Origin of the sequence: Herbidospora mongoliensis, from assembly GCF_001570545.1 — a bacterium.
Classification (GTDB): domain Bacteria; phylum Actinomycetota; class Actinomycetes; order Streptosporangiales; family Streptosporangiaceae; genus Herbidospora; species Herbidospora mongoliensis.
In genome coordinates this window covers 1-19,689 of sequence record NZ_BBXD01000022.1, presented here as the reverse complement: position 1 = coordinate 19,689, position 19,689 = coordinate 1, and the positions used below count along the sequence as shown (strand labels likewise).

Below are 19,689 nucleotides of genomic sequence, written 5' to 3'. Positions count from 1 at the left end.
GAGCCGCCGTTGCCCCGGCGGGCGTGGCGGTCCGGTTCCGATACTCCTCGTCCAAGGAGAAGTACCTTCCATGCAGCGTACCCGAAGGGCGCTGGGGGCCATTGTGGCCGCCCTGGCGCTTCCGTTAGGCATGCTCGGCGTGCCCGCCGCGCAGGCCGCCGACGACCCGGCCATCGTGTGGTCGAACTACGAGAAGATCACCCTCACCAAGAACGTCGGCGAGCCCGTCGACATGGCCGTGCTGCCCGACCTGCGCGTGGTGCACACCGCGCGTAACGGCGACATCCGGCTGACCGACCCGGGCACCGGCATCACCAAGACGATCAACACGATCTCGGTGTACAACAACTCCGAAGACGGCCTCCAGACCATCGAACTGGACCCCGACTTCGCGAACAACAAGTGGGTGTACCTCTACTACGCCCCCTCGAAGATGACCCCGCCCTACGTCGAGACCACTCCGACCGGGTCGTCGCCGAACTCGCTCCCCGCGGGCCAGACCGACGCGTACTGGGACCAGTGGAAGGGCTACAACCAGCTCTCCCGGTTCAAGTGGGACGGCGACAAGCTGGACCTGACCACCGAGCAGGTCATCATCAAGGTCGAGGTCCAGCGCGGTCAGTGCTGCCACGTCGCGGGTGACATCGACTGGGACGCCGACGGCAACCTCTACCTGGGCACCGGCGACAACACGCCGGCCTCGGCCCCGGGCGCCAACGGCTTCGCCCCCAACAACGACGCCGCAGGCAACCCGGGTCTCGACACCCGTCGCGGCTCCGGCAACAGCAACGACCTGCGCGGCAAGATCCTGCGCATCAAGGTCGCGGGCGACGGTTCGTACACGATCCCCGCGGGGAACCTGTTCGCGCCGGGCACCCCGAAGACCCGTCCCGAGATCTTCGTGACCGGCGTGCGCAACCCCTTCCGCATGGACGTCGACAGCGTCACCGGCAACCTGTCCTGGGCCGACTACGGCCCCGACGCCGGTGCGCCGAACGCCGACCGCGGCCCGATGGGCTACGTGGAGTGGAACACCACCCCGCTGAACAAGCCGATCAACGCCGGTTGGCCGTACTGCACGGGCAACAACTTCAACTACAACAACTGGAACTTCGCGACCAACACGCCGCGTGAGTGGTTCGACTGCAACGCCGGTCCGACCAACACCTCGAAGTTCAACACCGGTATCGCGCAGCTTCCCCCGGCCGTCCCGGCCGACCTGTACTACGGCGACAACAACACCCACCAGCCGATCGAGTGGGCCGGTCTGACCGACTTCGACCCGCAGGGTGGCCAGGGCCCCATGGGCGGCCCCATCTACCACTACGACGCGGCGAACCCGTCGACCCACAAGTTCCCGCAGTACTGGGACGGCAAGGCGTTCTTCGCCGAGTTCTCACAGGACTACCTGGCGGCCTTCACCATCGGCGGCCCCGACGGCCCGGTCACCAAGATCGAGCAGTTCCTCCCGAACAGCGCGCTGAACACGGCCGCCATGCCGATCACCGACAGCCCGATCGACATCGAGTTCGGCCCCGACGGCGCGCTCTACGTCCTGGACTACGGCGACGGCTTCTTCCGCGCCAACCCCGACGCCGGTCTCTACCGGATCGACTACTCGCCGGACAACAAGAGCCCGCAGGCGAAGATCAAGGTCGACAAGCGGTCGTCGAGCGGCCCGCCGCTGACCGTGAACTTCGACGCCTCGGCCTCGTCCGACACCGAGCCGGGCACGCTCACCTACGAGTGGGACTTCGACGGCGACGGCACCTTCGACGGGACCGGTGTGCAGGCCAGCCACACCTACACCACCAACGGCCTGTACTTCGCCCGCCTCAAGGTCACCGACTCCGGTGGCCGGTCGGCGCTGACCTCGATCGAGATCTCCGTCGGCAACACCTCGCCCGAGGTGTCGGTCAACACCCCGGCGAACGGCGGCTTCTTCGACTGGGGCCAGGCGGTTCCGTTCAACCTGTCCGCCGCGGACGCCGAAGACGGCCCCAACGCCGTCTGCACCCGCATGCAGTGGAACTTCGGCCTCGGCCACGACAACCACGCGCACCCGCAGACCCTGGGCACGGGCTGCTCCGGCGCCTGGCCGACCCCGGCCAACGCCCCCGAGCACGGTGAGACCGAGAACATCTTCGGTGTCGTCGTGGTCTCCTACCGCGACAACGGTGCCAACGGCCTCCCGCCGGCGCTGGGCGAGGCCAGCATCATCCTCAACCCCAAGCTCCAGCAGGCCGAGCACGCCGACATCATCAACGGCGCCGTCGACACCGACGACCCGAACGCCTCGGGCCTCGGCAAGATCACCTCGCTCGACCCGGGTGACTCGATCGCCTGGGACCCGATCAACTTCACCGGCATCGACAGCGTGAAGGTCCGCGCCTCCGGCGCCGGCACCCTGGCGCTGCGCTGGAACTCGGCGACGGCCGCGCCGTTCGCCAACGTCACCATCCCGGCCGGCGCCGGCTGGCAGGAAGTCACCGCCGCGCTGACCAACGCCCCCACGGGCACCGGCCAGCTGTACGTCACCTCCACCGGCGGCGTCGAGGTCGACTCGTTCGTCTACGTCGGCGGGGGCGTGGCCGACACCACCGCTCCGACCGTGACGGCGACGCCGAACCCGGCGCCGAACGCCAACGGGTGGAACGACGGCAACGTCACCGTGACCGTGGCGGCGACCGACAACGGCACCGTCTCCAGCCGCCAGTACTCCACCAACGGTGGCCAGACCTGGTCGAACGCCCAGAACCCGGTCAGCATCACCGCCGAGGGCGTCACCACGTTCCTCTACCGGGCCACCGACAACGGCGGCAACGTCTCGCCGGTCGGCACCCTCACGGTGCGGATCGACAAGACCAACCCGACCGCTGCGATCTCCGGGGTCACCGCCACCGAGTACGGCACCGGCGACGTCGTCACCCCCGTGGTGACCGGCACCGACGCCCACTCGGGCGTCGACACCACGACCGCCACGATCGACGGCGCCCCGGTCACCCCCGGCCAGCCGTTCGAGCTGTGGAAGCTGTCGCTCGGCGAGCACACTCTCGTCGGCACGGTGAAGGACAAGGCCGGCCGCACCGCGACCGCCCAGGTCAAGTTCACCGTGACGACCTCGTACGAGGACCTGGAGACGCTGATCCCCAGGCTCCGTGACGCCGGCAAGATCACCGCCAACGGCGCCACCGCCCTGCTGAACCACCTCCGCGACGCCCAGCACAGCCTCAGCCTCAACAAGCCGAGCGCTGCCAGGTCGGAGCTCAACGGGTTCATCCGCACGCTGTCCCAGCGTGACTACGTCAAGGACGCGGAACTCCGCGCGGCCCTCGAAAGAGACGCCAACGCGCTCCTCGCCCGCATCTAATCGCCATTAACCGCAGTCAGCGGTAAAAAGCTGGGGAAGGGCCCCGTGGCCCCTCCCCAGCTTTCTTTTATGCCTTACACGTCGAACTCTCCGCCTTTCACCCCGTGGACGAACGCGTCCCATTCACCGGGCGTGAAGACCAAGGTCGGACCGGTCGGGTTCTTGGAGTCGCGCAGCGCGATGGCGTGGCCCATCAAAGCCACCTCCACACACTGGTCTCCCTGGCTGTTGGACTTCTGCGCCTTGCGCCACGTGGCACCGGAAACTTCTGGGCCGGTGAACTTCATGAGGTCATCTCCTTCTCTGCGGATTCGAGTACTTCCAACGACCGTTCCGGGCCGAGTGCCGCTGCCCGGAGGTGGTCGAAGATGTGGGCGCAGCGGCTGAGCTGGTCGGGTGCCTCGAGGTAGAGTTCGCCGCCCGCGTTCTCGAGCAGGACGACCTCCCCGTCGGCGGGCCCGGCGAAGCTCAGGATGCTGAACGGACTGCCCATGCCGAGGTAGGCGCCACCACGCAGAGAGAGCACCTGGATCGTGATGTTGGGGCGGTTGGCCAGTTCGTACAGGTGACGGAGTTGCTGGGCCATCACCTGCGGGCCGCCGACGCGGCGCCAGACGACGCCCTCGTCGAGTACCACCCACATCGCGAAGTCTCGCTGATCGAGTTTGCGCTGCCGTTCGAGCCGCAGGTCGACCCGGCGGCCGATGGCCTTCGGAGTCTCCACGAGTGCGGCGCTGATGACGGCCCGCGCGTAGTCGGCGGTCTGGAGGAGGCCGGGGATGACCACCGATTCGTAGTTGCGCACCGACACGGCGTCCGCTTCGAGCCCCACGTAGGGCCCGGGGAGGACGTCACCGAAGGCGTGCCACCAGCCGCGGTCCCCCGCGTCACGGGCGAGGTCGGCCAGAGCTGTTCGGTGGGCGGGGTCGGCTTCATAGAGGTCGAGCAGGTCACGGAGGGTTCTTGCACGGGGGCGGGTGTGGCCGGTCTCGATGCGGTAGATGGTGGAGAACGCGACACCGAGGCGGCCGGCGACCTCCTCGCGGCTGTAGCCGGAGTCGACGCGCATTCGGGTCAGCTCAACGGCGAGACGGCGTAACCGAATCGTCGGCTGGCGCCCAGTTCCCATTGACGAATGACCCCCCGAGCGATTTCCTGGCAATACCGTTAGGAGTCTGCCACGCCGCGTTAGGGACTCCAGGTAATGCCGATTAGTGACGGTGGACATTTATGCACCGGCGGTGAATCCCCAGTCCTTCTTGGGGTAGCTGGCTTGGCATGAAGCAGATCACGACTGATATTCCGGCGCGGTTGGACCGGCTGCCATGGTCGCGATTCCACTGGCTCGTGCTGCTCGGGCTGGGCACCGTGTGGGTGCTCGACGGCCTTGAGGTCACGATCGTCGGCGTGATCGGCCCCCGGCTGACGAGTGACGCCGGCGGCCTGATGCTGACCGACTCGGAAGTGGGCCTTGCGGCCGGCATCTACGTACTCGGAGCGTGCATAGGCGCGCTCTTCTTCGGCCATCTGACCGACCGGTACGGCCGGAAGAAGCTCTTCCTGGCCACGCTGGCGGTCTATCTGGCCGCCACGGTGGCGACGGCGTTCTCGTTCGAGCCCTGGTACTTCTTCCTGTGCCGGTTCTTCACCGGCGCCGGAATCGGGGGCGAGTACGCCGCCATCAACTCCGCCATCGACGAACTGATCCCGGCCCGGCTCCGGGGCAGGGTCGATCTGATCATCAACGGTTCCTACTGGCTGGGCACGGTCTTCGGCGCGCTGGTGGCCATCCCGCTGCTCAACCCCGAGGTGCTGCCCGAGGACATCGGCTGGCGGGTGCTGTTCGGCCTGGGCGCGATCCTCGGCATCGGCATCCTGCTGATCCGCAGGCTGGTGCCGGAGAGCCCGCGCTGGCTGTTCATCCACGGCAAGGACGAGGAGGCGGAAAGGATCGTCACCGACATCGAGAGGTCGGTGCACAAGGAACTGCCGAAGGCCGACCGGAGCATCACGGTCAACCAGCGCGACCACACGCCGCTGTCGGAGGTCGCGGTCACGCTGATGAGGAAGTATCCGCGGCGGACGGTCGTCGGGCTGTCGCTGTTCATCGGCCAGGCGTTCCTGTACAACTCGATCTTCTTCACCTACGCCCTGGTGCTCGCCAAGTTCTTCGGGGTCCCCGACGGTTCGACCCCCTGGTATCTGATCCCCATCGCGATCGGGAACTTCCTGGGGCCGCTCCTGCTGGGCCACTTCTTCGACTCGATCGGCCGCCGTCCGATGATCGCGGGCTCCTACGTGCTGTCGGGCCTTCTGCTCGTCGGCACGGCCCTGCTGTTCGACGCCGGCAGCCTCGACGCGACGACGCTGACCATCTGCTGGATGGTGGTCTTCTTCTTCGCCTCGGCGGGCGCTTCGTCGGCCTACCTGACGGTGTCGGAGATCTTCCCGATGGAGACCAGAGCGCTGGCGATCGCGCTGTTCTACGCGGTCGGCACCGGCCTCGGCGGCATCATCGGGCCGATCCTGTTCGGCCGGCTCGTGGAGAGCGAGCAGGTCGGCCAGGTGACGGTGGGCTATCTCATCGGGGCGGCGCTGATGATCGCGGCCGGTCTGGTGCAGTGGTTCCTGGGCATCGAGGCGGCCCGGCGGTCCCTGGAGGACATCGCCGAGCCGCTCAGCGCTCAGACCGTCGACCGCGCCCAGGCGTAGTCGGCCTTGCCGTTGGCGTGGCGGCGGACCCGCTCGACCCGCACGAACTCCTTCGGCACCTTGAACCCGGCGAGCCGGGCGGCGCACGCGCTCTTCAGTGCGGCGTCGTCCGGCTCACCGGTTTCCCGCGTCTGTACGACGGCCACGACCTCCTGGCCCCACTTCTCGCTGGGCCGGCCGACCACGAGGGCGTCGACCACCCCGTCGACCTCACGCAGCACGCCTTCGACCTCTTCGGCGAAGACCTTCTCGCCGGCCGTGTTGATGACCGTGGCCTCGCGGCCGTGCAGGTCGATGGTGCCGTCTTCGCGCCAGATCGCCCGGTCGCCCGGGATCGCGTATCTGACCCCGTCCACGACGCGGAACGTGCGGGCGGTCTTCTCCGGGTCGCCCAGGTAGCCGAGCGGGATCGGGCCCGATCGGGCCAGCCAGCCCTCCTCGGGGTCGCCCGGGGTCAGCACGCGGGTCTGGTCGGCGCTGAGCACCACCGTGTACGGCCCCGCCTCGAACCTCCCGCCGTCCATGCGCACGGCGGAGTTCCCGGTCTCCGAGGAGCCGAGGGTGTCGACGGTTCGGACGCCCGGGATGAGGTCGGCCAGCTGGGCGCGCGACGCCTCTCCCAGGAAGGCGCCGCTGGTGCCGATCATGCCGAGGCTGAGGTCGTACACACGATTGCGCAGTTCTTCGATGAGTGGACGGGCGAAGGCGTCGCCGACGATGACGGTGCCGGTGACCTTCTCGCGTTCGAGGGTGGCCAGCAGGCTGGGCGGGTCGAAGCGGTCGGCGCGGTCGGCGATGACGACGGTGGAGCCGAGGCACCAGCCGTTGAGGGTGAACCAGACGCCGGTGCCGTGCATGAGGGGCGCGGCGGGGAGGATGCGGCGGCGGCTGGCCGCGGCGTGTGCGACCAGGTCTTCGAGAGACGCGAAGGACGAGCCGTCGCGGCGGCGGACGCCGACCGGGCCGTCGAGCAGGTCGCCGATCCGCCAGACGACGGCCTTCGGCATGCCGGTCGTGCCGCCGGTGTAGATGATGTGGTGGTCGTCGGGTGACGGCCGGACCGGGACGGGGTCTTTCCCGGCAGCGGCCAGCGCCTCCTCGTAGGGGAGGGCTCCGGGGGCCAGGGGGTGGCCCGAGTCGTCCATGACCTGGAGCAGGAGCATCGACGGCGTGGCCACCTTCGCCACCAGCGGCGCGAACGCCGCGTGGAAGACGACCACCGACGGCTCGGCGTCGGTGAAGAGGTAGGCCAGTTCGTCGGCCGTGTACCGGTAGTTGACGTTGAACGGGGTCACCCGGGCCTTGTGGGCGCCGAGCAGGGCCTCCAGGTATTCGGGGCCGTTGTGCAGATAGATGGCCAGCCTCGCGCCGGGACCCAGCCCCCGTGAGTGCAGCAGGTTGCCCAGCCGCCGGGTGCGTTCGGTCACCTCCTGCCAGGTGGATCGCCGGTCGCGCCACACCAGGCACTCCCGGTCGGGGACCGCCGCCGCGATCGCCTCATGCAGCGTGGCCAGGTCGAACTGGGTCACCGCACGCCCTCCAGAACAATGGTCCAGAACAATCGTCTACCACCATTCTCACACAAACCACATGTGTGATTACTTTCGCCCATACGGGTATGAATGCCATCGATGGCACACATAGCGTCATCAAAGCCACTTTCGGGGGAAAAAATGGCTGAAATGCCTCAGAAGCGCCAGCCCAAGGTCTCGGGCAAGGCCAAGCGCGCCGCCATCAAGGACCAGCGTGCGGCCAAGCAGGACAAGCGCGAGGGCGGCGACAACCGTCCCGAGCGTGAGGGCATGGGCGGCGGTTCGACGGGCGGCCGTACGGCCGGTGGGGAGCGGCCGCAGCAGCAGCCGAACCCTTCGCAGCAGCAGCGCCAGGGTGGTCAGCAGCACCGCTGATCCGCGTAGTGCGGGTCTGAGGTGAGGGCTCGGGGATAGGGGGCGACCCGGGTCCCCGGGCCCGTCTCGTTTCATCAAGAGGGGATCGGATGGCGGGATATCTGCGCTTTCCCACGATCTTCCGCGACGTCGTGGTGTTCGCCGCCGAAGACGACCTCTGGATGGTCCACGCCGACGGCGGCCGCGCCTTCCGGCTGACCGCCGGAGTCGCCGAGGCCGCCTATCCGCGCCTGTCCCCCGACGGCACCCAGATCGCCTTCGTCGGCCGGGAGGAAGGGCCGGAGGAGGTGTACGTCATGCCGGCGGACGGCGGCGCCGTCGAACGCCTCACCTTCCACGGCGCCGACTGCCAGGTCACCGGCTGGGACCCGCACGGCGCCGTCGTCTACACCAGCGACGAGGGCCAGCCCTTCCACGGCTACCGCTGGCTGCACCGGGTGACCCCGGGAGGAGTGCCGGAGCCGCTGCCCTACGGCCCGGCGTCCGCGATCACCTACGGCCCCGGCGGGGTCGTGCTGGGCCGCAACACCTCCGACCCGGCCCGCTGGAAGCGCTATCGCGGCGGCACGGTCGGCGACCTGTGGATCGGCGCCCGCAGGTTCCGCCGCCTGATCGCGCTGCCGGGCAACCTCGCCTCGCCGTGCTGGGTGGGCGACCGCGTCTTCTTCCTGTCCGACCACGAGGGCGTCGGGAACGTGTACTCGTGCTCGCCCGACGGCGACGACCTGCGCCGGCACACCGACCATGGCGACTACTACGCCCGCAACCTGTCCTCCGACGGGCGGCGGCTGGTCTACCACTGCGGCGCGGAGCTCTACCTGCTCGACCCCGGCGCCGACGAGCCGCGGCCCATCGAGGTGCGCCTGGGCAGTTCGCTGACCCAGCGCAACCGCAGGTTCGTGTCGGCCTCGCACTTCCTCGACAGCGCCACGCTCAGCCCGGACGGCTCGCGGCTGGCCATGACGTCCAGGGGGAAGGCGTTCTCCTTCGCCTGCTGGGAAGGGCCGGTGCTCCAGCACGGCGAGCCCGACGGCGTCCGCTACCGGTTCCTGACCTGGCTCGACGACGACGGCGAACGGCTGGTCGCGGCGGCCAGCGACGACGCCGACCGGGAGGTGCTGGTCGTGCTGTCCCGCGAGCACGACGACCCCTTCCGCCTCGACGGCGCCGACACCGGGCGGATCACCGCCCTGGAGGTCTCCCCCAGGGGAGACAGGATCGCCGTCACCAACCACCGCAACGAACTGCTCGTCGTCGAGCTGGACGGCGACGGCGCGACGGTGACCGAGGTGGAGGCCAGCCCGTTCGGGGCGATCGAGGACCCCGCCTGGTCGCCGGACGGCACCTGGCTGGCGTACGCGTGCCCGGTGGCCCGGCAGACGACGATCATCAAGCTGTTCAACGCCGAGACCGGCGAGATCGCCGCCGCGACCGACCCGGTGCTGGTGGACCGGCGGCCCGCCTTCGACCCCGAGGGCCGCTACCTCTATTTCATCGGACAGCGGGTGTTCAACCCGGTCTACGACGAGCTCCAGTTCGACCTCGGTTTCCCGATGGGCACCCGCCCCTACGCCGTGGCGCTGCGGGAGGGGGTGGGGTCGCCGTTCGTACCGGAGCCGAGGCCCCTCGATCATGAGGGCGACCACGAGGAGAACTTCGAGATCGACGTCGAGGGGCTGTCGCGGCGGATCGTGGCCTTCCCGGTCGAGGAGAACCGCTACCAGCGGATCGCCGGGCTCAAGGGCAAGGTCATCTACACCACGACGCCGGTGGTCGGCGACCACGGGTCGACCCTCCACTGCTACGAGTACGCCAAGCAGAAGGCCGAGGAGCTCGTCTCCGACGTGGCCGAGTTCGTCCTGGGCCGCGACCACACGACCCTGCTCTACCGCGCCGACGACGACCGCCTGCGGGTGATCAAAGCCGGGGAGTCGCCGTCGGACGACGACGAGACCGACCGCAACGACGGCTGGATCGACCTCGACCGGGTGAAGGTGTCGGTCGCGCCCGAGGCGGAGTGGCGGCAGATGTTCCGCGAGGCGTGGCGGCTCCAGCGGGAGAACTTCTGGGACGAGGACATGGCCGGCATCGACTGGGACGGCGTCTACGCCCGCTACCTCCCCCTGGTCGACCGGGTCGGCACCCGGGGCGAGTTCTCCGACCTGCTCTGGGAGCTGCTGGGCGAACTGGGCACCTCGCACGCCTTCGAGTCGGGCGGCGAATACCGCGACCGCCCCCACTACTGGCAGGGCAAACTCGGCGTCGACTGGCTGCACGAGGACGGCCGCTACATCATCGGCCGCATCGTCACCGGCGATCCGTGGGACCCGTCGGCGACCTCCCCGCTGAACCGCCTCGGGGTCGACGCCCGCGTCGGTGACGTGCTGACCGCCATCAACGGGGTCCCGGTCGGCCCTTCGGCGAGCCCCGGGCGGCTGCTGGTGAACCTGGCCGACGAGGAGGTCGAGCTCACCATCGAACGCGACGGCGAATACCACCTCGTGGTCGTCCGGGCCATCGCCGACGAGCAGCCGGCCCGCTATCGCGACTGGGTGAACGCCAACCGCTACCTGGTCCACGGGCACACCGGCGGCCGGGTCGGCTACGTGCACGTCCCCGACATGGGCCCCGAGGGCTTCGCCGAGTTCCACCGGGGCTTCCTGACCGAGTACGACCGCGAGGCGCTCATCGTGGACGTCCGCTTCAACGGCGGCGGGAACGTGTCGGCGCTCCTCCTGGAGAAGCTGTCGCGGCGGCGGCTCGGCTACGACTTCCCGCGCTGGGGCGTCGCCGCCCCCTACCCCGACGAGTCGCCGCGCGGCCCCGTCGTCGGCCTGACGAACGAGTGGGCCGGCTCCGACGGGGACATCTTCTGCCACACCTTCAAGCTGCTCGGCCTCGGCACGCTGGTCGGCAGGCGCACCTGGGGCGGCGTGGTCGGGGTGTGGCCCCGCCACCGCCTGGCCGACGGGACACTGACCACGCAGCCCGAGTTCTCCTTCGCCTTCGACGACGTCGGCTGGCGGGTCGAGAACTACGGCGCCGACCCCGACGTCGAGGTCGACATCACCCCGCAGGAGTACGCGATGGGGGTCGACGCCCAGCTCGAACGGGCCATTGAGATCGCGCTCGAATGCCTCGAACGGACCCCCGCCCACACCGCCAACCCGGCCGACCGCCCCCGGCGGGTGGTGCCGACCCTGCCGCCCAGGGTGGCCGCCTGGCGGGAAACCGACAATCGCCGTGGTCGGGGTCGGCTAGCGTAGGCCGGGTGCCGCGCCTGCTACTCGTATCCCTGCTCTTACTGACCGCCTGCTCCGTCGGCGGCCCGACGACCGTCGTGAAGACGGCCGTGGAAAAGGCGGCGCCCGCGAAGACGGCGCCCAAGCCGGTCAGCGTGCCCTCCGGGGTGACGACCGGCTATGTCGTGTACGACAGGCTGCAGAAGAAGGTGACGGTCAGCCGCAACGTCCACAAGCGGTTCCGCTCGGCGTCGGTCGTGAAACTGATGATCGCGATCGATCACCTGGAGCGGGCCGGGAAGCCGAACCTGGCGTTGCTCAAGCCGATGCTGCGGGTGAGCGACGACAACGCCGCCACGAGGCTCTGGTCGCTCGGGGGGCAGGGCAAGATCGTCCAGCGGATCGCGAAGAAGCTGAAGCTGACCGACTCGGGGCCGCCTCCGGCGGACAAGCCCGGGTTCTGGGGCTACACGTCGATCAGCGCGCTCGACATCGCCAAGATCTACAAGTACATCCTGGAGCAGGCCTCCCCCACGGTCCGGAACACGATCATGGGCCACCTGCGGCAGGCCGGCCCGTGCGGCAGCGACGGCTTCGACCAGTTCTTCGGCATCCCGCGCGGCGTCGCGAAGCCGTGGGCGGTGAAGCAGGGCTGGTCCGGCTACGGCTCGATCCCGCCCGTCCGCTGCAAGGGCAACGGCTCGGCGTCCTTCTACGAGGCCCCCGCGCCCGTCGACTTCCGCAACGCCGTGCTGCACACGACCGGTGTCGTCGGCCCCGGCGACCGCTACATCGAGGTCGTCCTGACCACCCAGACCTCCCGCTGGGCCGACTCGGTCACCAAGATCACCCGGCTGGCCCGGGACGTGCACCGGGCGGCCCTCGCCCGATGAGACTGGGACGACGGGTCGCGGAAGCGGCCGAGATCGCGCTGGCCACCCGTAAATACGTGACCGTCGTCGACGTGCTCACGGGCCTGCGCTGGGTGCACACCCGGCACGTCGAGAGCTGGCGGCAGGGCCGCGCGGGCTCTCTTGAGGAACTCGCCGCCGTCGACGCCGCGCGGATGACCGACGCGGCGGCGCTGCTGGCCGAATGGGCGGGCGACCGGGGGCTGATCGCCGGAGAGACGTTCTACGTCTCCGGCAGCCGCGACCGCTCCGCGCTGCGCTTCACCCGGAACGGGTCGGAGGAGCAGGAGCAGGCCTTCTGCCGCCAGTGGATCAGCCCCGCGATGTCCGACACGAGCCGCCGCCGCCTGGCCGAGGCCCAGAACCGGCCACCGGACCTGCGCGTGCTGATCCCGCAGGAGCCGTGGCGGTGTGCCGGATGCTCCGACACCGGCCCCTACATGATCATGGAAGACGCCTCTTCCTACTGCCTGACCTGCGCCGACATGGACCATCTGGTGATGCTCCCGGCGGGGAACGCGGCGCTCAGCCGGCGGGCCAAGAAGGAGAGCGGCCTGTCGGCTGTCGTGGTCGAATACAACCCCCGGCGGAAGCGCTTCGAACGACGCGGCGTCCTGATCGAGGAGACCGCCCTGGCCCGCGCCGAGGAACTGTGCCTGGAAGACGAGGAACTCCGCGCCCGGCGTCGTGACCGGGACGCGGAGCGGCGTGCTCACCAGGACGTGGAGTTCCAGGGGCGGATGACAGCGGAGATCCTGCGGCTGTTTCCCGGTTGCCCCCGGGCCGACGAGATCGCGGCGCACGCGGCGTTGCGGGGTAGCGGGCGGGTCGGGCGGACGTCGGCGGCCAAGGTTCTGGACGAGGCGGCCATCACGCTGGCGGTGGTGGCGTCGGTGCGTCACAAGGACACGGCGTATGACGAACTGCTGATGAAGGGCGTGCCCCGGATGACGGCCCGCACCCAGATCCGGGCCCGGATCGATGCCGTGCTGGAGTCGTGGCGGGCGGAACCGGGTCACGCCGTAAGCCAGGCCTCCGGGTAACCATCACACCTAGATCCGCGCGGTATGAGACCGATCTCCGGAGGAGAGTCGCACTCAGATTCACGCGTGGTGCGAGCCGGCCTGCGGATGACCGCCCGCGCCGAAAGCCGGGGGCTGAATCGGCGCGGTGCCGGGGCGTCAGCCCGATGTGGGCCGGACCCGGTCCAGGGCCTGTTCGGCCTGGGTGGCGAGGGTTGCGACGAGGTTCTCTGCCGAGGGCAGGTCGGCGATGAGGTCGACGGCCTCGCCGGCCCAGACGATCGGGGGCACCGATCCTCCGGCCATCTCCTCGCGGGACTGCCGGGCGGCCTGGAGGTCGGCGGCGAACTCGTCTTCGCGGCCGCGCCAGCGGTCGAGCAGGGGGTGGGCGAGGCTGCGGCCGTCGTACTTGCCCGGCCAGTCAGTGCCCCGGGCGATGTCGAGCACGCTGCTGCGTTCGGTGTGTTCGCCGTGGCCCTCCACGATGGCCCTGGTGACGGCGGGGTCGGCGAGGGCCTCCACGGTGGCTTGGAAGCGGGTGCCGAGCAGTGCGCCGCCCGCTCCGAGCGCGAGGGCGGCGGCGACGCCCCGGCCGTCGGCGATGCCCCCGGCGGCCAGCACCGGCGTCGGGCCCGCCATGTCGGCCACGACCGGCACGAACGGCAGGGTCGACCGGCCCCGCCGCGCGCCGTGCCCGCCGCTCTCGGTGCCCTGGACGACGATGACGTCGGCGCCGACGTCCAAGGCCTGCCGTGCCTCGGCCAGATCGGTGACCTGGATCATCAGGAACACGTCCGTCCGGCGGATGGTCTGCAGGAACGGGGTCGGGTCGCCGAACGCGAGCATGATCGCCATCGGGCCGAACTCCAGCGCCTGCTCGACGGCGCTGACGTCGGCCGCCCAGGAGAGGAATCCGACGCCCCACGGTTCGCGGGTGCTGTGGGCGACGATGGGCAGTTCCCTGGCCAGCCAGTCGTGATCGCCGACGCCGCCGCCCACGAACCCGAAGCCCCCGCCCCGGGAAACGGCCGCTGCCAGCGCCCCGCCGGCCGACCCGGCCATCGGCGCCGACACGATCGGATGCCGCACCCCGAACAACTGCGTGAAACTCGTCGTCAATCCCATGCGACCATCATCGCCCCCACGTCACTTGAGGGCTGGGTAACCCCGGCTAGGGAACCTGGAGCCCCGTCCGGTTCTCTCCGGCCGGAGTGAGGGTGAAGGTGTCCTGGAACCGGCCGGTGCCGCAGCGGGCGGCCTGCAGGATCGGCTCCTCGTACATGGCGTTGTTGAGATCGGTGATGAGGTAGTCACGGATCTCGTCGGCGGTACGGGGTGAGGTCATCGGTCCTTCAGAGGATGATCGCGCCGGCGAGGGCTACGAGACGCCGGGCCGCCAGCCGAGTGCCGGGCCGAGGTGGCCGGCCATGTCGGTGAGGATCTGCACGTAGTCGTCGTGGTCGAAGGTGAACGGCAGGGCGAAGGCGACCTCGTCGATCTCCTGGAACGCGGCGTGGGCGTAGAGCCGTTCGGCGATCTCGTCGGAGGTTCCGACGATGTCGGGCGCGAACATCATGCGCGCGGGTCCCTGGGGCGATGTGGTGCGCGGTGTGCGCTTCTCCGCGAACTCCTTGTACTTGGCGCGCTGCTCCGCGCTCGCGGAGTCGGTGGGGATGACGACGAGACCCTGGGAGACGCGGGCGCGGTCGCCGTCCGGGTGCCGGGCGCGGAAGGCGCGGATGTGCGACAGCTGGACCTCGGCGAAGTCCTCCGACTCTTCGGCCTTGACGACGCTGCTGGTCAGGAAGTTCATGGAGTGCTCGCCCGCCCACCGGGCCGAACTCAGGCTGGCGCCGCCGTACCAGAGACGACCGCCCAGGCCGGGTGAGTGAGGCTGGACCCGGTCGGAGAACACCTCGAACCCCTCGACGCCGTGGAAGTCGGTGACCTTCTCACCGCGCACGTAGTCGAGCAGGCGCCGGACCCGCTCGTAGCTGAAGTCCTCCACGTCTGCGCTGCTGGGATAGAGCGCGTCTTTGACCTGGTCGTAGTGCATCGGCGGGCCGACGCTGACGCCCGGATTGAGGCGTCCGCCGGACAGGAGGTCCAGGGTCGCCAGGTCTTCGGCCAGCCGCAGCGGGTTCTCCCAGCCCAGGGGGATGACGGCCGTGCCCAGCTCGATGCGGCTGGTCCGCTGGGAGGCCGCCGCCAGGACGGCGACCGGGGAGGAGATGCCGTACTGCAGATGACGGTGCCGCACCCAGACGCTGTCGAACCCCAGCCGTTCGCCCAGTTCGATGATCTCCAGCGTCGACTCGTGCCCCCGGCGGGGGTCGGCCTCGTCGAACAGGCCGATGGTGAGGAAGCCCAGCTTCCGCAGAGGTTGCGAGGTCAGTGGCATGGATACCCCCTGTTGCGTGGCCCGCTCCGCCAGGCCGAAGCACCATCATTGCAGCGGCAACGAGTCGAAGCGGTCCGGGGCCGCCCCCGCGACCCCGGGCCGGAAGCGGAGTTCAGCCGCCGCAGGTGGCGTAGGTGAAGGTGTCCTTGAGCAGGGTGTAGGTCTCCCGGACCTTGGTGGCGCCCGACTTCACGTCATGCTCTAGCACCGTGATGCGGGCCGGGGCGCTCCCGGACTGCTTCGACACGTGCAGTGTGACCTGGTTCTTGCCGGTCCAGTCGAGTTCGTCCACCGAGCTGTCCTTGGGCAGCTTGATCGGCTTCTCGCTGACGACCCGCTTGGTGGCCAGGTCGTAGACGACGACCTTGCGCCCGTTCTGGATCACGGCGATCCTCTTGCCGTCGGCGTGCAGCGCGGTCTGGGGCGTCTCGGTGATCGCGTCCGGCGGCGTGTGCCGGGGGAACAGCAGACGGCCGGACAGGTCGTTCACGCCCAGTTTCGTCCTGCTGTCCGTCAGCACCTCCTTGCCGTCGCCGCTGAAGCTGTAGAAGAAGACCTCCTTGGGCAGCCTCCCGAGCCGCTTGCCGGAGACGGTGTCGTACAGCGAGGTCTCATCGACGGCGTTGTTCGTGATCGCGAGCGCTGCCCCGTCGTCGGACAGTTTCAGGTTCACGTACCCCTGACCGAGCTTGGCCGGCAGCGCGTTCCTGGGCAGCACCTTGACCGGCCCGTTGAACGTCCGGACGACCAGTCGCCCGTCCTTGCGGAAGTAGGCGACCTTCGTCCCGTCGCCGCTGACCGTCAGCGGCGCGGTGATCTCCGACGACGGCTTGCCCTTCTTTTCGAGCGCCCTGACCTGCGCGTCCTTCAGCAGGACGACCTTGCCGTGGTGGGTCACCAGCCGCCAGTCGCCGCAGGGAACCGTGTTGCCCTTCACGACGCACCCCTTCGCCGACGCGTAGCGGATGACGTCACCGTGCCCGTGCTGAGCCAGGACCGCCTGCGGCTCGGCCTGCGCAGCCCCCTGCGTGCCGAACGCGAACATCCCGATCGCCGCGGCCAGCACGACCGCCGGCGGCGTCCATAATCTGATCTTCATCCCGTGTACCCCCGGTGCCCTCGTCTGTGTTCTTACTCAGTCGGTTGGACACCGAGGCCGGGAGATTAGTTGGTCACGGGTCGGACTCGATCCAGGGCCTGTTCTGCATGGCGGTCGGGGCGATACCTAATCCGAATTTCGGACACGCTCTGTTATGGGCGCTGCCCGAATGAATGATGTCCGCGTGGTAGATGACGGTATGTTACCGAGGGTTCATCGCAGCGTCAGCGGAGGCAACGGTGTCCGAAACCGGCCCGAAGGATTTCTTCATCACCTACAACCACAGGGATGAGGCATGGGCGACCTGGATCGCCCAGACGCTTGAAGCGGCCGGCCAGACCACGTTGATTCAGGCGTGGGATTTCCTGCCCGGGGACAACTTCATGGCGAAAATGGACGAGGGGTTGTCGTCTTGTAAACGGACCCTCGGCGTCCTTTCCGCGCACTACCTCACTTCTCTGTTCACCCGGGCGGAGTGGACCGCGGCCTATCGGCAGACATTGCTGGGTAAGCCGCGCGGGTTCGTGCCGGTCAGGGTGGCCGAATGCGAAGTGGCTCCATTGCTCGGGCCTCTGGTCTACATCGACCTGGTCGGTGTGGACGTGGACGAAGCCCGCAGTCGGCTGCTGGCCGGAGTGGGCGACTCGGTGCGCCGGGAACCTCGGCTGGGCGGATTTCCCGGCACCTCGACCCATTGACCGCTGACAGGCACGCGCCAGGAGATTCGTTGCCGGACACGGAGTACACCAGAGACTTCTTCATCCACCACGCGGACAGCGACGTGGCATGGGCGGAGTGGATCGCATCCGAACTGGAGAACGCCGGGTATGGGGTGATCCTCACGGCCTGGGACATCCGGCCCGGCCACAACCGCTTCGACGAGATGGACAAGGCGCTGTCCACGAGCCGCCATACCCTTCTTGTTCTGCCTGTCGACCATGACTCCGAGGTGGCTGCTCGTACCGCTGCGCACTACCAGGGACTTCAGGGGAAAGAACGAGCCCTGATACCCATCCGGGTGGGTGACAGGGACGTTCCTCCGTCGATCGCGAGTCTGGTGGCGATCGAGCTCGGCGACGTGACCGACGAGACCGAGGCCCGACGACGGCTGGTGGAGGGGTTGGCCGACCGAGTGGACCGGGTTCCACGGGCCGGTTTCCCCAACAAGAGCGCGAAGCAGGTGCGGTTCCCTGGCACCGCGGATCAGGTGTATGAACTGCGCGGGCATCGCGCGGACCCGGGTTTCACCGGCCGCGACGAGCTGATGGCTGAGCTCTATCGCGATCTGCGATCAGGCAGATCGGCCTCGGCCATCCAGGCGATCACTGGTCTGGGCGGGTTGGGCAAGACCCAGATCGCCATCGAATACGCGGACCGGCACGGTGCCGCGTACGACCTGGTGTGGTGGGTGCGGGCGGAAGACTCGGCTACCTTGCGCGGAGACTACGTCGAGCTCGCCAAGGAACTGGGTCTGCCTTTCGATACGGATGACCAGGCCATCGCAGCGCTGCGCCAGTTACTGCGCCGTCGGAAGAACTGGCTGTTGATCTTCGATAACGCCGAGGATTCCGGTGAACTCCTGTCGCTGCTTCCCGAGAAGCACACCGGGCATGTGCTCATCACGTCCCGGCGGCCGAAATGGCCCTATGTGCAGAACCGGCTTCTTGACGTTCTTCCCGTCCCCGCCGCCACGAAGTATCTCGTCCAGACGGGAGGGATCTCCGACGCTGGCACGGCAAAGGACCTGGCGGAAGCCCTGGGGTGCCTGCCTCTCGCGCTGGCACAGGCGGCGAGCGTCATCGCCGACTCGATGCCCGCCACCGAGTACCTCGACCACCTCCACAAGCAGTCGCCGGAGCTGTTCGCGCAGGAGGCGGCCGGAAATCATCAGGCGACGATCGCGTCGACCTGGCGCGTGTCCTTCGACCGCCTGGCGGATCGTTCATCCGCCGCCGTGGCCCTGTTCCGTCTCGCCGCGTTCCTCGGAGCCGAGGCGATCCCCTTGCACAGGATCAGCCCGGTTCCGGGAATGCCCATTGAGCTGGCCGAAACGCTGAACGACACGTTCAAGTGTCTTAGGGCTGCTCAAGCACTCGGCGAATACTCCCTGGCCAAAACCGGTGACGGCCTGATGTCGATTCATCGGATGGTGCAGACCGTCACTCGCACCGAACTGGGCGCTGACGAGAAACACTGGGCGGGCATCGCGCTCGCGGCGATGAGCACCACGTTCCCTCGCGAGGTCCGTGAACCTGAATCTTGGCCCACCTGCGAGACGATGCTCGCCCACGCCCTCGCCAGTGCGCAGCACGCTCGGCGGCTCCGGGTCGGCACCACGGAAACGGTCGACCTGCTCGACCGGATCGCCCGATATCTCCTCGTCCGCGGGCGACTGGACCGGGCGGCTGCGGTGGTCGAGGACGCACTGACAACCGCCGGGCAACTCCCCTCAGACACTCCCGAATATCTCCGCTGCCGCAACGCCCAAGGCTTGATCCTCCACAGCCGAGGCGACTACCACGGGGCACGGCAAGCGCAAGAGGAGGTCTATCAAGCCAGAGTCCAGCAGCTCGGTGCACACGATGTGGACACCCTGCGCGCCGGCCTCGATCTCGTCGAAGCGTTCTACCGACAGGGTCACTGGGCGCAGGCGACCACCATGCAGAACGAACTCGTCGACGCATTCACCGCAGTCCTCGGAGCGGAGCATCTGGAAACGGTGACCGCTGTGGCCTACCAGGCCACGCTTCTGCGCGCCGCCGGGCAGTACCACCAGGCCCGCGTCTTGGAGGAGCAGGTAGCGGACACACGTGGCCGCCTTCTCGGAGACGAACACCCCGACACCCTCCTCGCGATCGTCAACCTCGCCTCCACCCTTCGCACCCAAGGCGAGCTAAGCGAAGCCCGCACCATGCAAGAACAGGCCCTCGACGCTCGCCAGCGCCTCCTCGGCCCCGAACACCCTGACACCCTCGACGCGATCGGCAACCTCGCCTCCACCCTTCGCACCCAAGGCGAGCTAAGC

Annotated in this window: 15 protein-coding genes; 8 read left to right on the top strand and 7 right to left on the bottom strand. The window is 68.8% G+C overall.

Annotated features, from left to right (window positions below; translation table 11 throughout):
* Positions 1-70: 70 nt before the first annotated feature.
* A complete protein-coding gene (locus AW272_RS31970; protein ID WP_066373154.1) occupies positions 71-3,370 on the top strand; it encodes a PQQ-dependent sugar dehydrogenase in 3,300 nt (1,099 codons plus the stop codon).
* Positions 3,371-3,444: 74 nt separating this feature from the next.
* On the opposite strand, the gene AW272_RS31965 is transcribed toward AW272_RS31970, so the two are convergent.
* Entirely contained in the window at positions 3,445-3,657 is a 213-nt protein-coding gene (locus AW272_RS31965; RefSeq protein ID WP_066373152.1) for a DUF397 domain-containing protein, read from the bottom strand.
* The gene (locus AW272_RS31960) at positions 3,654-4,499 is read right to left on the bottom strand and encodes a helix-turn-helix domain-containing protein (protein ID WP_066373151.1); all 846 of its coding nucleotides are present in this window, start codon (positions 4,497-4,499) and stop codon (positions 3,654-3,656) included. Before AW272_RS31960 ends, AW272_RS31965 begins: the two co-directional genes overlap by 4 nt.
* A gap of 149 nt (positions 4,500-4,648) precedes the next feature.
* Between AW272_RS31960 and AW272_RS31955 the strand changes: the two genes are divergently transcribed.
* Entirely contained in the window at positions 4,649-6,082 is a 1,434-nt protein-coding gene (locus AW272_RS31955; protein ID WP_169807670.1) for an MFS transporter, read from the top strand.
* Here the strand turns inward: AW272_RS31955 and AW272_RS31950 are convergent.
* A complete protein-coding gene (locus tag AW272_RS31950; RefSeq protein WP_066373150.1) occupies positions 6,055-7,611 on the bottom strand; it encodes an AMP-binding protein in 1,557 nt (518 codons plus the stop codon). The two genes, AW272_RS31955 and AW272_RS31950, sit on opposite strands and share 28 nt — an antisense overlap.
* 153 nt (positions 7,612-7,764) lie before the next feature.
* Here AW272_RS31950 and AW272_RS31945 point away from each other — a divergent pair, with 153 nt between their 5' ends.
* The 4 genes from AW272_RS31945 to AW272_RS31930 all read left to right on the top strand — a co-directional run bounded on the left by AW272_RS31945 (position 7,765) and on the right by AW272_RS31930 (position 13,185).
* A complete protein-coding gene (locus AW272_RS31945; RefSeq protein WP_066373149.1) occupies positions 7,765-7,989 on the top strand; it encodes a hypothetical protein in 225 nt (74 codons plus the stop codon).
* Between the two features lie 89 nt (positions 7,990-8,078).
* Positions 8,079-11,255 (top strand): S41 family peptidase, encoded by a 3,177-nt coding sequence (locus AW272_RS31940; RefSeq protein ID WP_066373147.1) that lies wholly within the window; start codon positions 8,079-8,081, stop codon positions 11,253-11,255.
* A 5-nt stretch (positions 11,256-11,260) separates the two neighbouring features.
* Positions 11,261-12,124 carry a hypothetical protein gene (locus AW272_RS31935; protein ID WP_083958937.1) on the top strand — a complete coding sequence of 288 codons (864 nt, stop codon included), beginning with the start codon at positions 11,261-11,263 and terminating at the stop codon, positions 12,122-12,124.
* The gene (locus AW272_RS31930) at positions 12,121-13,185 is read left to right on the top strand and encodes a DUF2293 domain-containing protein (RefSeq protein WP_066373146.1); all 1,065 of its coding nucleotides are present in this window, start codon (positions 12,121-12,123) and stop codon (positions 13,183-13,185) included. Before AW272_RS31935 ends, AW272_RS31930 begins: the two co-directional genes overlap by 4 nt.
* A gap of 138 nt (positions 13,186-13,323) precedes the next feature.
* On the opposite strand, the gene AW272_RS31925 is transcribed toward AW272_RS31930, so the two are convergent.
* The 4 genes from AW272_RS31925 to AW272_RS31915 form a co-directional block, all read right to left on the bottom strand.
* On the bottom strand, positions 13,324-14,289 hold the full coding sequence (locus AW272_RS31925; RefSeq protein WP_066373145.1) for a nitronate monooxygenase: 966 nt from the start codon (positions 14,287-14,289) through the stop codon (positions 13,324-13,326).
* Between the two features lie 46 nt (positions 14,290-14,335).
* Positions 14,336-14,509 carry a hypothetical protein gene (locus tag AW272_RS42675; protein ID WP_157518942.1) on the bottom strand — a complete coding sequence of 58 codons (174 nt, stop codon included), beginning with the start codon at positions 14,507-14,509 and terminating at the stop codon, positions 14,336-14,338.
* A gap of 33 nt (positions 14,510-14,542) precedes the next feature.
* A complete protein-coding gene (locus AW272_RS31920; protein ID WP_066373144.1) occupies positions 14,543-15,565 on the bottom strand; it encodes an LLM class flavin-dependent oxidoreductase in 1,023 nt (340 codons plus the stop codon).
* Between the two features lie 112 nt (positions 15,566-15,677).
* Positions 15,678-16,664 (bottom strand): WD40 repeat domain-containing protein, encoded by a 987-nt coding sequence (locus AW272_RS31915; protein ID WP_066373142.1) that lies wholly within the window; start codon positions 16,662-16,664, stop codon positions 15,678-15,680.
* Between the two features lie 239 nt (positions 16,665-16,903).
* Between AW272_RS31915 and AW272_RS31910 the strand changes: the two genes are divergently transcribed.
* Positions 16,904-17,362: a toll/interleukin-1 receptor domain-containing protein gene (locus tag AW272_RS31910; protein ID WP_066373141.1), complete on the top strand. Its 459-nt coding sequence runs from the start codon at positions 16,904-16,906 to the stop codon at positions 17,360-17,362.
* Positions 17,363-17,391: 29 nt separating this feature from the next.
* On the top strand, positions 17,392-19,689 hold a 2,298-nt coding region (gene fxsT, locus AW272_RS31905; protein WP_066373138.1), incomplete at its 3' end, for an FxSxx-COOH system tetratricopeptide repeat protein.